This is a genomic window from Lentzea flava (assembly GCF_014648475.1).
GTDB classification, from domain to species: Bacteria; Actinomycetota; Actinomycetes; order Mycobacteriales; family Pseudonocardiaceae; genus Lentzea; species Lentzea flava.
Genome location: NZ_BMRE01000005.1, coordinates 105562 through 118823, shown reverse-complemented (window position 1 = coordinate 118823; position 13262 = coordinate 105562). Strand labels below are relative to the sequence as shown.

Below are 13262 nucleotides of genomic sequence, written 5' to 3'. Positions count from 1 at the left end.
CACGTCACCATCGCACCGGTAGTTCCACGAGCCCGCCCACGACGAGCCCCTCGACTCGACGTAGATCTTCCACGTCCACCGCCAGGTCCAGCGACGGGAGCCTGCGCAGCAGCACCTCGAGCACCACCTGCAGCTCGGTGCGGGCCAGCGGCTGACCGAGGCACGCATGGGCACCGGCGCCGAACGCGAGGTGCGGGTTGGGGCTGCGGCTCAGGTCCATTTCGGACGCTCGTTCGAACGCGTCCTCGTCGCGGTTCGCCGCGGCCATGCCGCACATCGCGGTGGTGCCGGCCGGGAGCACGACCCCGCCGATCTCGATCTCCTCGGTGAGGTAGCGGGCCAGGCCGACGCCCAGGTTGGCGTCGAGCCGCAGCGACTCCTCGACCGCGGTGCGCACCAGCGACGGGTCGGCGAGCAGCTGTTCCCAGCGGCTGCGGTCGGACAGCAGCATCGCGACCATCTTGGTGATCATGTTCGCGGTCGTCTCGTGGCCCGCGATCAGCAACCCGATGCCGGTGGCGATGAGCGTCCGGTCGGACATCGGTTCCGGGTCCGTGATCAGCGCGCTGAGCAGGTCGTCGCCCGGCTGTTCGCGCTTGGCGGCGATGTGCGCGGCCATGTACCGCCAGAACTCCTGCTCGGCGGCCTTCATCTCCGCCGCGCTGTAGCGGGTCATGCTCAGCATCGTGTCCGACCAGTGCGAGAACCTGTCGCGGTCGGTGTCGGGCACGCCGAGCATGTCGCAGATGACCCACACCGGCAGCGGGAAACCGAGGCTCGCCTTGAGGTCCGCGGGCGCGCCCTTGGCGACCATCTCGTCGATGAGCTGCTCGGCCATCACCGCGATGCCCGGCCGCAGCGCGTTCATCCGCTTGGCCGTGAACCACTTGCCGATGCCGCGCCGCCACGTCAGGTGCGCCTCGCCGTGCTGCGGGATGACCTCGGCCATGTCGCTGTTGTAGATGCCGCCTCCCTCGCTGTCCGCGATGCGGGCGGCGTCGTCGCCGGGGGTCGGCCTGGTGAACCGCGGGTCGGACAGGACGTTCCTGACGTCCTCGTGGCGGGTGAGCAGTGCGGCCACGTCGCCGCTGGCCAGTTTCACGTGCGCCACCGGGCATTTCGACCGCAGCTGCGCCCACTCGGCCGGTGGTTCGAGGGCCGCGTCGGCGGGGAACGGGAAGCGCGGCAGTTCGTCTACTTCGGACACTCGGGTTCCTTCGTGGTGGGAGGCGTCTCTTCTCCACCATGTCGGCCCGGATGGATTAAGTCAAGTGATTGACTTAGAGTGGGCGGGTGCTCCTGGAATAGACGCGTCCGGTGACGCGCCGCATGCTGCTGGTGAGCCTCGTCATGCTGATCCTCGGCTCGGTGATCGCCGCGCTCAGCCAGTCGCTGCTGCCGATGATCACCGGGCGCGTCGTGTTCTGGACGTCGGCGGCGGCCGGGGTGATCGTGCTGGCCGCGGTGCAGGTCTTCGTGCCGGAGTTGTCGCCGATCTGCGCGCCACGGTCCGTCGTCAGGTGCTGCTGACCAACATCGCGTCGGCGGTGTTCGCGTTCTCGACGCTCGCGCAGTCGTTGGTGCTGCCGCAGATCCTGCAGCTGCCAGCGTCCACCGGCCACGGGCTCGGGCAGTCGCTGCTCGTCACCGGTCTCGTGCTGGTGCCGTCCGGGCTGGTCATGATGGCGATGGCGCCGGTGTCCGCGCGGATCTCGAACGCGCGCGGCCCTCGTGCCACGTTGATGCTCGGCACCGTCGTGGTCGCGTTCGGTTACGGCACAGGGGTTGTGCTGATGTCCGCGGTGTGGCAGCTCGTCGTGGTGTCGTCGGTGATCGGTGCCGGGATCGGCCTGGCGTACGGCGCGATGCCCGGCCTGATCATGGGTACCGTGCCGGCGGCGGAGACCGCGGCGGCCAACAGCCTGAACACGCTGATGTGCGCGATCGGCACGTCGATCTCCAGCGCCGTGGCCGGTGTGGTGCTCACGCAGGTGACGGTCCCGTCCAGCTTCCGCCTGATCATGGGCCTGGGTGCCGCGACCGCGCTGCTGGCGTGCGCGGTCGCGGCGTTCATCCCGCGGCTCAGCCGAAGAACTCCGTGAGCGCACGGGCGACGGCGTCGGGCTGCTCCTCCGCGAGCCAGTGTCCGGCGCCGTCGACCGCCACGACCCTGGAGTCCGCGGCGACGTTCGGCAGCGCGGCCACCATCTGCTCGTACGACAGGATCGATGCGAGCCCCAGCGCCGGCGGCGTCAGCTTGGCGTACGTCTTGCCGTCGGCGATGTCCTGGTGGAACGCCTTGTACCAGCCGTTGCTCGCGCGGATGGCGTCCGGCGTGTCGTACGCCCGCGCGTAGATCGCCCTGGACCGCTCGTCGAGCGCGTCCGGGTTGAGCGCGGTGTTCGCGAACAGCCAGTCGATCAGGTACCGGAACCGGCCGGCGAGCAGTTGTTCCGGCAGCGTCTGCACCTGGTTGAACGCGAACCACCACAGGTTGAACTGACCGGGCGGCGGCAGCAGCGGGAGGTGGTAGTAGCCCTCGTCCGGGTGCAGGACGTCCAGCAACGCCACCTTGCGCGTGGCGCCGGGGAAGTTGGCCGCGAAGCTGAACGCGACCTGGCTGCCGATGTCGTGTCCGGCGACGTTCACCTTGCCGTACCCGAGCTTCTTGACGAGCTCGTGGATGTCGGTGGCCATCGTCTTCTTGTCGTAGCCGCCCTGCGGCTTTTCCGACCCGCCCATGCCCCGCAGGTCCACCGCGATGACCCGGAACCTCGTGGCCAGCGCGGGCATGATCCGGTGGTACTCCCACCACGTCTGCGGCCAGCCGGGCAGCAGCACGAGCGGCTCACCGCGCCCGCCCGTCACGTAGTGCAGGCGCACGCCGTTGACCTGGGCGTGGTTGTGCCGGAATCCGGGCAGATCAGCCTCGTGGTCACTGTCGGCGGACGCGACACCCGTGGCGCTCAACGCGGCGATGCCCGCGCCTAACGCGAACATGCTGCGTCTGTTCAACTCTGACATCTCGGAACCCCCATGTCCCGCTCGGCGCTCGCCGAGCGCGGGACGAGCCTAGGTGGAGGTGTCCGTGTCGTGGGCGAAGTTGCTCACCCGAGTTCGGCCGAGTCGGTGAGCCGCAGCTTGCGCCGCGCCCGCTGGTAGAACGTCGTCATCCCGAGCCGCACCACCCGCGCCGCGCCAGGCCGTGCCTTCAGCGACACCCGCTCACCAGGCTGCACGTACCCCGCGACCATCCCGTCCACCTCGACCGCGAGGCGTCCGCTGGACGGCAGCAGGTCGAGATCGACGTCGTCGTGCACCGACAGCACCACCCCGCGGCTGTAGGCGGAGTGCGGCGCGGCCGGGGTGACCAGCAGCGCCTCCACGGACGGGCTGGTGATCGGCCCGCCGGCGGAGAAGCTGTACGCCGTGGACCCGGTCGGGGTGGCGACGATGACCGCGTCCGCCGCGTAGCTCACGAACGGCTGGCCCGCCACGCGCACCGCCACCCGTGCGCTGCCCTCGCCGGGGATGCGCACGACGGCGACGTCGTTGAACGCGGTGACCTTGTCGCCGTTGAAGACCGCGTCGACGGCCAGGCGGGGTTCGACGGTGAAGTCGTGGGCGTCGATCGCGGACAGGGCGGCGGGCAGGTCCGGGACGTCGACCTCGGCCAGGAAGCCGAGTTTGCCCAGGTTGACGCCCAGGACCGGAGCCTGCTCGCCGTCGGCCAGGCGCATGGCGCGCAACATCGTGCCGTCGCCGCCGAGGCTCACGACCAGGTCGGCGCGGCGGCCCAGCTCCTCCGGCGAGACCGGGGTGGCCTCGCAGCGCAGGCGCTCGATCTCGTCGGCGATGCCGAGGATCTCGACACCGCGGTTGGTCGCCCAGCCGAGGACGGCCTCGACGGCGGCGGCGGAGTCTCGTTGCGGGTGCAGCACCAGGCCGGCGGCGTGCACGTCAGCACTTCCTCAAACTCGTCACGAGGCCAGTCTGCCGAATTCCCACGGGTCGTGGGCGCTGAAGAGCGTGACCTCGTCGGAGTGGTCGCGCGCGAGGATCCTCAGCCGTGCCTGCGTGTCGATCCTCTTGTCGTGGTCGACCTCGGAGCTGGTCTGCACGATGTCGAGCAACGGGTGTGGTTCGGGGTTTTCGTCCAGTTCGCGGTGGTAGTAGTAGGCGTCTCCGCAGTGCAGGAGCCACTTGTTGCCGTCGTGCACGGCGACACCCGCGTGTCCGGCGGTGTGGCCGCCCAGCGGGACGAGCTTGATCTCCTCCGGGAGGCCGGACGGCCCGATCGCGGTGAAGCCGAACCACGAGTCGCCTGTGGACTCGTACGTGCGCCACTGTGGACCGTGCGCCCAGTGAGCCGGGCGGTAGCGGCGGCTCGGGGCTTCCGCCAGGGCGGCGCGCAGTTCTGCCTCCAGCACGTGGACCGCGGCGTGCGGGAAGTCCGGCAGGCCGCCGCAGTGGTCGACGTCGAGGTGCGTCAGGAGGACGTGCCGGACGTCCGACGGTGTGAATCCCAGGCGTTCCACCTGCCGGATGGCCGTTTCGTGCTCCTGCAGAGCCGGTTGGGCCATCTCCACCCAGTCGGCGCTGAGGCTGCCGCCAGGGTTGCGGACGTCGTCCAGGCCCAGTCCTGTTTCGACCAGGACGAGTCCATTTCGGGCGGTTTCGACCAGCAGGCAGTGGTTCACGGCCGGCGCGCTCGGCAGGCCTTCGTACGTCGGATCGATCTGGCGCACTGAACCGCAGTTCAGGTGGTGGATCTTCATGGGGACGAGAGTGCGACTTGAACCGCGGTTGAGGTCAAGGCCTCGGCCGAACGGCTGATGTCCGGCCCGTCGAACCGGCCGTTCGGCGACCGGGGTTGACCTTGAGGAGGAGTCCGGCGTGGTCGCGCGTTCCTAGGTTGGCCGCATGACCATCCTGCTGTCCGATCCGGTCGTGCGCGCCGTTCGCGTCCTTGAGAACGGCGATCCGCTGGTACCGCTCATCTTCGCGCCTGACGTGCTGGTCAGGCAGGGGCTCGCGCTGCGGCTCGTCGACGCCCGCAACGCGCTGCCGTCCGGTGTGGACCTGAAGGTGATCGAGGGGCATCGCAGCATCGCCGACCAGAACGCGATCATCGAGCGGTACACCGAGGAGCTGCGGGAGCTCCACCCGTCGGCCGATGCCGTCGAGCTCGACCGTCTTTCCAGCCGCTTCGTCGCACCGCTGGCCGTCGCACCGCACGTCGCGGGTGCCGCCGTGGACCTGACGCTGGTCGACTCGCGGGGCAACGAGCTGTGGATGGGCACCGAGGTCGACGCCACGCCCGAGCAGAGCGGCGGCGCGTGCTTCTTCAACGCCGACGTGGACGCCCAGGCGCGGCACAACCGGACGGTGCTGGCCGACGCGTTGAGCGGTGCGGGCCTGGTCAACTATCCGACCGAATGGTGGCACTGGTCCTACGGCGACCGCTACTGGGCCCTTCTGACCGGAGCCGACTTCGCCCTCTACGGACCTGTGGAGGTGCCTGCGTGGGCGCGCTCGTGACCAGCATCCGCCACGCCTCGGCCGAGCCGTCGCTGGAGGTGGACCTGGGGGCGGTGGCGGCCAACACACGGCGGTTCGTGGCGTTGGCGCGCGGCGAGGTCATGGCCGTGGTGAAGGCGGACGGGTTCGGGCACGGGCTCGGTGACGTCGCGCGGACGGCGGTCGCCGCGGGGGCGACGTGGATCGGGGTCACTTCGCTCGCCGAGGCGGTGGCGGTGCGGGAGTCCGGTGTGGACGTTCCGGTGCTCAGCTGGCTGAACCCGGTCGACGTGGACGTCCGCACGGCGGTGCGGTACGGGATCGACCTCAGCGTGCCGAGCCTGCGCCACCTGGCGGTGATCGAACAGGCGGGGCCGGTTCGCGTGCACCTGCAGCTCGACACCGGGATGGCACGGGACGGCGCCGCGCCGCAGGACTGGCTGGCGTTGATGTCCGCGGCCCGGCGCGCGGAACTGGCCGGGAAGATCTCGGTGGTCGGCGTGATGGGGCACCTGCCGTGCGCCGACACACCCGGCGCGAACGCTGGTGGCCGGCGCGCGTTGCTGCGCGGCGTGGAGATGGCCCGTCAGGCGGGGTTGCGGCCGTCGGTGCGGCATCTGGCGGCCACCAGCGCCGCGTTGACGGATCCCGGCAGCCACCTGGACGTGGTGCGGATCGGTGCCGGTCTGGTGGGGATCGACCCGTCCGGGACCACCCGGCTGCGGTCCGCGTTGCGGTTCACGGCGCCGGTGGTGCAGGTGCGGCGGGTGGAGGCCGGTTGTGGCGTCGGGTACGGACATTCGCACGTGACCGAGCGCGCGACCACGCTGGCGTTGCTGCCGGTCGGGTACGCGGACGGGCTGCCGCGGGCGGCTTCCGGGCACGCGGAGGTGTTCCTGGGCGGCCGGCGGAGGCGTGTCGCCGGGGTGATCTCGATGGACCAGGTCGTGGTCGACGTGGGTGACGACGTGGTGGTGCCTGGCGACGAGGCCGTGGTGTTCGGGCCTGGCGACGACGGCGAACCGACCGTGGCGGAGTGGGCGCGGTGGGCGGGAACGATCCCGCACGAAATCGTCACGGGAATCGGCGCTCGGGTGTGGCGGCACGTTCGATGACTGTCTCTATAGCTTCAGTGTTAACCGAAATCAAATCTCGATCCGGGGTGCGGTGTTGAGGGCAATCAGGGTCGCCGTCATCGGCGGCGGACAGAACTGCGAGCACGACGTCTCGGTGGCGTCGGCCGCGTCGGTGCTGAAGGCACTCGACCCGGCGAAGTACGAGGCCGTGTCGCTCACCATCGGCAGGGACGGCAGCTGGTCAGGGCGGAGTCTCGCCGCCGCGCTCGACGTGCTGACGACGTGCGACGTCGTGCTGCCCCTGGTCCACGGGCCGTTGGGCGAGGACGGCACGCTGGCGGGGTTGTGTGAACTGGCCGGTGTGCCGTACGTGGGTTCGCCGCTGCGGTCCGGTGCGCTCGCGATGGACAAGTGGGCCACCAAGCTCGTCGCCGAGGCGGTCGGGATCCGCACGGCGCGGGGCAGGCTGGTCACCGATGCGTCCACTGTGGACTTCACCGGTCCCGTCGTGGTGAAGCCGGTGGCGGCGGGGTCGAGCTTCGGCGTGCGGCTGGTGTCGCGGGAGGAGGACCTCGAACCCGCTGTCCGCCAGGCGTTGGAGCTCGACGACCGGGTGCTCGTCGAGGAGGTCCTGGAAGGGCGGGAGATCGACATCGCCGTCCTCGACGACCCGGACTCCGGGCGCAGGACCGGGCCGCCGCTGGAGATCCAGGTGCCCGGCCTGTTCGACACGACCGTGAAGTACGACGGCAGCGCGACGTTCGTGATCCCGGCCCCGCTGGCCGACACGGAGCTCAAGGCGCTGGAGGACTCGGCGCTGAGGGTCTACGAGGCGCTCGGGTGCCGCGGGCTGGCCAGGGTCGACTTCTTCCTGACCTCCGACGGGCTGGTGCTCAACGAGGTCAACACCATGCCGGGCATGACGGCGGAGTCGCAGGTGCCCAAGATGTTCGCGGCGGCCGGACTGTCCTATCCGGACCTGCTGGACAAGCTCGTCAGGGGAGCGCTGCGGTGAAGCGCGTCGCCGGGCTGGACGTGCTGCGTGGCATCGCCATTCTGCTGGTGATGCTGCGGCACGCGTTTCCCGACGTGTTCCCCGGTGCCGGTGTGGTCGGCGTGGTCGTGTTCTTCACGCTGAGCGGCTACCTGATCACCGGCGTGCTGAGCCGGGAGCTCCGAAGCGAGGGACGCGTCGACTTCAAGCGGTTCTACCTGCGCCGGGCGCGCAGGCTGCTGCCGGCGTTGCTGGCGCTCGTGGTCGTGTTCGTCGTGGTCACGCTCGTGTTCGATCCGCCGGGGGAGCGCGAGAGGCTGCTGAAGACGGTGTTGGTGCTGGTGACGTTCACGGGCAACCTGCCGGTCGGCGGGGTCAGCCCGGCGGCGTTCCACAGCTGGACGTTGGCGACGGAGGAGCAGTTCTACCTGCTGTGGCCCGCTTTGCTGGCGTTCGCCTGGGTGCGCAACCGGACGGGCGCGGTCCTGGCGGTCACCGGGCTGGCGGCTCTCGCGGCCTGCACGGCGACGCTGATCTGGTTGTGGCCGCACGCCGACAACGCCTACGCGCTGCCGACGTCGTGGTTCGTGTGCTTCGTGATCGGCGCGGCGACCCGGCTGAAGGGTTCTTCGGTGCCGCGCTGGGCTGTGCCGGTCGCGCTCACCGGCCTGGCGGTGCTGTCGGTGGTTCCGCTGCGGGGTCACGCTGTGACGTACCTGGTGGCGGGTCCGGCGATCGCGGGCTGCACGGCGGTGCTGCTGCTGGCGTGGTCGGCGTGGGAGCGGGTGGCGACGCCGATCCGGCCGCTGGTGGCGCTGGGAGTCGTGTCCTACGGCGCCTACCTGTGGAACTACCCGCTGACGTTGTGGCTGCGGCCGGAGCTGGGCGCCGCCGCCGGGCCGATCGCGGCGGTGCTCACGATCGTGGCGGCGGCGCTCAGCTGGCGTTACGTCGAGGAGCCTGTCATGCGGCGAGGTAGCCGTTCACCAGCTCCAGCCACGCCTGCTTGACGATCCAGCCGTCCGCGTCGGCCGGGTCTCGGTAGTAAATGCCGTGCGTGTCCGGGTTGGTGCCGTTGAGCCGGAAGGTCCACCAGGCCCAGCCGATCCCGTTGTCGGAGAAGGCCCGCAACACCGTGCGGGCCTTGAGCTTCGCGTCCACGTCACCGCTCTCGACGCCGACCTGGTTGATCCACACCGGGACGTCGTGCGCGGTGCGGAAGTCGGTGATGAGCTTGATGCGGTTCAGCGGCTTGTCGAAGATGAAGTAGTTGCAGGTGTAGATGACCTTCGGGTCGGCCGTGGTGAAGGCGCCTTCCAGGTGGCTGCAGCTGTAGTTGTCGTTGGGCCCCACCACGACCGGCGTGCGGCGGTCGATCCCGCGGATCACACCGATCATCTCGTCGTAGAACGCGCGCACCTGGTCGTCGTTCTGCCCGATCGGCTTGGGCTCGGGCAGGATCTCGAAGGCGCCCAGGTACGGCGTGGCCTTGTAGCGCCGCACGAGGAACTGCCAGACCTCCTTGAACTGCTGCTTCATCTCGGGGTTGGTCCAGAAGTTGTCGGGCCTGCCGCCCGCGCCCTGGCCGTGGTCGGAGTCGACGAACAGCGTGATCCACAGGTGCTTGGCGCTCGCCTGCTCGATCGTCTGGTCGAGCAGCGCCAGGTGGCCCGCCTTGATGTGGCTGGGGTTGGCGGGGTCGGGGTCGCGGCTGTCCACGTCGTCCTTCCACTCACCCCACCAGCGCAACGGGATCCGCACCGAGTTGGCGCCCGCCGCCACGTGGTCGCCCGCGTCCTGCGGCTGAACCGTGCCCCAGTGCCCCCAGTTGTAGCCCCGCAGCACGATCGGGTTGCCCGCCGGGTCGACGACGTCCGCGCCCGACACCGAGAGACGTGGCTGTGGTGCCGCCGACGCCGGGACGCCGCCCAGCAGCAGCACCGCGGCGGTCGTCAGCCCGAATAAGACCCGTCTCAGTTCCATGCTCTGCCCCTCTCGAGGAAACGTTCGGGGCGGTACGTTGCCGGACGCGGAACCGGGGCTGGTTCGGGATTTGTTCGAGGAATGTCAAGATCGCGATTAGCCTCGGACGGGTGTTGGACATCGCCGAAGTGGCCGAGAGGACGGGGCTGGCGCCGTCGGCTCTGCGGTTCTACGAGAAGAAGGGGCTGCTCTCCTCCAGCGGCCGCAACGGACTGCGCCGCACGTACGAACCCGAGGTGCTGCACAGGCTGGAGCTGATCAACTGCGCGCGCCGGGCGGGGTTCTCGATCGCGGAGATCAGCCGGTTCCTGGTGGCGACGCCGGGGGACGACGCGTTGCGCGCGAGGATGGTGGAGAAGGTCGCCGAGCTGGACGAGGACATCGCCCGGTTGCAGCGCATGCGGCACAGCCTGGAGCACGCTTCGACGTGCACTCACGAACCGCTGGTCGAGTGTCCGGAGTTCAAGCAGGCGCTGCGGTCGTGAGTCCTTCTGTGCTGATGAGGACGACCGTGCCGAGCTCGCCCAGGTCGTCGCGGGCGGCGCGGAGCCCGGCCGGCGGTGCGGCGCCGCACGGTCCGGAGTGGACGTGCAGGTCGCGGACGGCGTGCCGCAGTTGAGGCCGGCCATGATCGTGTCGCTCGTGGGGATGGTCGTGAGGGCACCGGCGTGGAGGCACGCGAGGACACACGCGGCCTTGTCCGGTTCGACGCGGTGCACGGCCCACGACGCGCCGAAAGCCTTGAAAGCGGGCAGGCCGAGCCGGGAGGATTCGTCCTTGACGAACAGCGCAGCTCGGGAGGAGGTGCCGATGACCGACGAGGAGCTGATCGTCGAGTTCGCGCTGACCCGCCTCGACCACCCCGGCCTCGACCTGGAGGAGGTCGCGGCGCTGGTGGTCCGGCGGATGGGGCCGCAGCGCATGGTCGAGTTCGCGGGGCAGACCCTCGCGCACCGCGACGAGCTGCGCGGGGCTGTGTTCCCCGCCGCCGTTGAGCACGTGCTGCGGGTGGTCCTGACGTTGCGGGGACCGCGGGACTAGCGGCCTGACCAGCTGTTATGCCTGGTTGACCGGAATTGTCGGTGCCGCCGGGTACGGTCCTTCCCATGAGTGCTGGGGACCGGATTCAACAGCTCGCCGCGCGGATCGTGGAACTGCGCGACGCGTACTACCAGGGCGCGCCGCTGGTGGCCGACGCGGAGTACGACGCGGTGGAGGACGAGCTGCGCGCGTTGATCGCGGCGCACCCGGAGCTGACGCCGGAGGACAACCCGCTCGACCAGGTGGGCGCGCCCTCGGTGCTGCACGCGCCGGTGCGGCACTCGCGGCCGATGCTGTCGCTGGAGAAGGCGAACAAGCCCGAGCAGGTCGAGGCGTTCTTCGCCCGGTTCCCCGGTCAGCCCGTGGTCGTCATGCCGAAGCTCGACGGCCTGTCGCTGGCCCTGGTCTACGAGAACGGGCGGCTCGTCCGAGCGGTCACCCGCGGCGACGGCACGACGGGCGACGACGTCACGTTCCTCACGCGCGCGTTGTGCGACGGGGTGCCGGACAAAGTGGACGCACCGGGCCGCGTCGAGGTGCGCGGCGAGTGCGTGATGCTGCGCTCGACGTTCAACGCGTACAACCAGAAGAACCCCGACAAGCCGTTGATCAACCCCCGCAACGCGGCCGCCGGCACCCTGCGTGCGAAGGACCCGAAGGCCGTCGAGGGCCGTCGCATGCAGTTCTTCGCGTTCGACCTCACCACCGAACCGGAGAGCGCCGACTCCGACCTCGACGCCGGCCTGCGCAAGCTCGGCTTCAGCGTCGCCGAGATGCGGCACTGCTCGACCGCCGCCGAGGCGCAGGAGCTGATCGGCGCGATCGAGCGGCAGCGCAACGAGCTCGACTACGACCTCGACGGCGCCGTCCTGCGCCTGGCCAACCGCGACGCGTACGCCGCCGCCGGCACCCGTTCCAGCTCCCCGCGCGGCGCCATCGCCTACAAGTTCGCCGCCGAGGAGAAGACGACGATCCTGACCGACGTCGTCTGGGACGTGGGGAAGACGGGCAAGATCGCCCCGGTGGCCTGGCTCGAGCCCGTGTTCGTCGGCGGCACCACCGTCACCCGCGCCACGCTGGCCAACCAGGAGGTCATCCGCTCGCGCGGCATCAAGATCGGCGACACGGTCCTGGTCCGCCGCGCGGGCGACGTGATCCCGTTCGTGGCCGGAGTGCTCGACGCCTCCAAGCGCACCGGAGCCGAACGCGAGATCGTCCCGCCGTCGCAGTGCCCGTCCTGCGCCCAGCCGCTGACCGAGCAGGGCAACAGCCGCGAGCTGTTCTGCACCAACGCCGCCTGCCCTGCCCAGACCGTGCGCCGCCTGATCCACTGGGCGTCCAGGGCAGGAGCCGACATCGACGCCATCGGCCAGGTGTGGATCGAACGCCTCGCCGACACCGGCGACCTGGTGAACCCGTCCGACTTCTACACGCTCACCAAGGAAAGGCTCCTGGAATTCGACCGCGTCGGCGAGGTCTCCGCGACCCGCATGATCGAGTCGATCGACCGCAGCCGCTCCGTGGGCCTGCGCCGCGCCCTCATCGGCCTGTCCATCCCGATGGCCTCGGAAGGCACCGCCGCCCGCCTCTGCCGTGCGGGCTTCCGTTCCCTGGAGGAGGTGGCCGACGCGGGTGTGGAGAAGCTGGTGGCCGTGGAGGACATCGGCCAGAAGGTCGCCGAGTCCCTGACCCACCACCTGGCCCGCCTGCGCCCGGAGATCGAACGCCTCCGCGACCGCGGCGTGTCCCTGGACGTCCGCGAGGAGGACCTGCCGCCCGAGGTCGTGGCCGGCGCACCCCTGGAGGGCAAGACCGTAGTCATCACCGGCTCCATCAGCGACCCGCGCTCGGGTGAGAAGGTAACCCGCCCGACGTTCCAGAAGATGTGCGAACGAGCGGGCGCCACCACGGCCTCCTCGGTCTCGGCGACCACCGACATGCTCATCACGGGCGCCGGCGTGGGCGCGAGCAAGCTGACGAAGGCGGAGAAGCTCGGCGTCGAGGTGGTCGACCAGTCCGACATCTGGCCACTGCTGATCGAGGCGGGCGTCGCCTGAACCCGTCCTGTCGTTGTGGCAGGACGCCCTCAGGCCGCCGTCGGGGGGATAGGTGACGGCCTGAGGGCGAGTCGGTGGCCGGGTGCGGCGGTCGCCTCTCGGCGGTGGGCTCGACGCGGTACCGGTGTTCCGGTGTTCCGCGAAGGCGGTTGGGGTGAGGCCCGGGGGACCTGAACCGCACCGACCAGTCTGTTCAACGGTGTTGGGCCGTCTGGTGTTTCCGGGTGGCGTGTGTGGTCGGTCACCGCGAAGTTGTGGTGCTGCAAGGAAAACGCGGCCGTCGCAGGCCGGCGCTCGGGGTGGGAGACGCGGTTGCGGGATGCCCCCAGGCCGTCATCGGGGGAGAACGTGACGGTCTGGGGGCAAGTCCGGTGGGTGGCCCGCAGGCTGCCGCTGGGGGGTGACGGCGGCCTGGGGCGGGTCTGTGACGGTCGGTGCGGCGGTCGCCTCTCGGCGGTGGGCTCGACGCGGTACCAGCCGAACGGTCTTCCGCGAAGGCAGTTTGGGTGAGGCCCGGGGGACACGTTTCGCACCGACCGCTTTCTACAACGGTTGTGGTGTCTGGTGTGTTTCCGGCCAGTCTGTGTGGTC

14 protein-coding genes are annotated in these 13262 nt (G+C 70.2%); 9 read left to right on the top strand and 5 right to left on the bottom strand.

Annotation, left to right across the window (positions count from 1 at the left end):
- Positions 1-4: 4 nt before the first annotated feature.
- Positions 5-1207, bottom strand: coding sequence for a cytochrome P450 (locus tag IEZ09_RS09980; RefSeq protein WP_189253340.1), 1203 nt, complete (start codon positions 1205-1207; stop codon positions 5-7).
- A 110-nt stretch (positions 1208-1317) separates the two neighbouring features.
- Between IEZ09_RS09980 and IEZ09_RS46295 the strand changes: the two genes are divergently transcribed.
- Both IEZ09_RS46295 and IEZ09_RS09975 read left to right on the top strand, forming a co-directional pair.
- Positions 1318-1530: a hypothetical protein gene (locus IEZ09_RS46295; protein ID WP_229812411.1), complete on the top strand. Its 213-nt coding sequence runs from the start codon at positions 1318-1320 to the stop codon at positions 1528-1530.
- On the top strand, positions 1521-2102 hold the full coding sequence (locus IEZ09_RS09975) for an MFS transporter (protein ID WP_229812410.1): 582 nt from the start codon (positions 1521-1523) through the stop codon (positions 2100-2102). The genes IEZ09_RS46295 and IEZ09_RS09975 overlap by 10 nt, the downstream gene beginning before the upstream one ends.
- Here the strand turns inward: IEZ09_RS09975 and IEZ09_RS09970 are convergent.
- The 3 genes from IEZ09_RS09970 to IEZ09_RS09960 form a co-directional block, all read right to left on the bottom strand.
- On the bottom strand, positions 2083-3000 hold the full coding sequence (locus tag IEZ09_RS09970) for an alpha/beta fold hydrolase (protein WP_229812409.1): 918 nt from the start codon (positions 2998-3000) through the stop codon (positions 2083-2085). The two genes, IEZ09_RS09975 and IEZ09_RS09970, sit on opposite strands and share 20 nt — an antisense overlap.
- Positions 3001-3107: 107 nt before the next feature.
- Complete coding sequence (locus IEZ09_RS09965; protein WP_189253338.1) at positions 3108-3959, bottom strand: NAD(+)/NADH kinase; 852 nt, start codon at positions 3957-3959, stop codon at positions 3108-3110.
- Between the two features lie 21 nt (positions 3960-3980).
- Positions 3981-4778, bottom strand: coding sequence for an MBL fold metallo-hydrolase (locus IEZ09_RS09960; protein ID WP_189253337.1), 798 nt, complete (start codon positions 4776-4778; stop codon positions 3981-3983).
- A gap of 145 nt (positions 4779-4923) precedes the next feature.
- On the opposite strand from IEZ09_RS09960, the gene IEZ09_RS09955 reads away from it, so the two are divergent.
- Genes IEZ09_RS09955 through IEZ09_RS09940 form a run of 4 tightly spaced genes read left to right on the top strand, consistent with a single transcriptional unit; the run spans position 4924 to position 8600 of the window.
- The gene (locus IEZ09_RS09955) at positions 4924-5541 is read left to right on the top strand and encodes a M15 family metallopeptidase (RefSeq protein WP_189253336.1); all 618 of its coding nucleotides are present in this window, start codon (positions 4924-4926) and stop codon (positions 5539-5541) included.
- The gene (gene alr, locus IEZ09_RS09950) at positions 5526-6635 is read left to right on the top strand and encodes an alanine racemase (RefSeq protein ID WP_229812408.1); all 1110 of its coding nucleotides are present in this window, start codon (positions 5526-5528) and stop codon (positions 6633-6635) included. The genes IEZ09_RS09955 and alr overlap by 16 nt, the downstream gene beginning before the upstream one ends.
- A 55-nt stretch (positions 6636-6690) precedes the next feature.
- Positions 6691-7611, top strand: a complete 921-nt coding sequence (locus IEZ09_RS09945; RefSeq protein ID WP_229812407.1) for a D-alanine--D-alanine ligase family protein — start codon at positions 6691-6693, stop codon at positions 7609-7611.
- Positions 7608-8600, top strand: coding sequence for an acyltransferase family protein (locus tag IEZ09_RS09940; RefSeq protein ID WP_229812406.1), 993 nt, complete (start codon positions 7608-7610; stop codon positions 8598-8600). Before IEZ09_RS09945 ends, IEZ09_RS09940 begins: the two co-directional genes overlap by 4 nt.
- Here the strand turns inward: IEZ09_RS09940 and IEZ09_RS09935 are convergent.
- Positions 8554-9573, bottom strand: a complete 1020-nt coding sequence (locus IEZ09_RS09935; protein WP_189253333.1) for a glycoside hydrolase family 5 protein — start codon at positions 9571-9573, stop codon at positions 8554-8556. The two genes, IEZ09_RS09940 and IEZ09_RS09935, sit on opposite strands and share 47 nt — an antisense overlap.
- A 110-nt stretch (positions 9574-9683) precedes the next feature.
- On the opposite strand from IEZ09_RS09935, the gene IEZ09_RS09930 reads away from it, so the two are divergent.
- From IEZ09_RS09930 to ligA, 3 genes are all read left to right on the top strand, one after another.
- Entirely contained in the window at positions 9684-10058 is a 375-nt protein-coding gene (locus IEZ09_RS09930) for a MerR family transcriptional regulator (protein ID WP_189253332.1), read from the top strand.
- 325 nt (positions 10059-10383) lie between these two features.
- The gene (locus IEZ09_RS09925) at positions 10384-10614 is read left to right on the top strand and encodes a hypothetical protein (RefSeq protein WP_189253331.1); all 231 of its coding nucleotides are present in this window, start codon (positions 10384-10386) and stop codon (positions 10612-10614) included.
- 65 nt (positions 10615-10679) lie between these two features.
- Positions 10680-12671, top strand: a complete 1992-nt coding sequence (ligA, locus tag IEZ09_RS09920) for an NAD-dependent DNA ligase LigA (protein ID WP_189253330.1) — start codon at positions 10680-10682, stop codon at positions 12669-12671.
- The last annotated feature ends 591 nt before the right edge of the window (positions 12672-13262 follow it).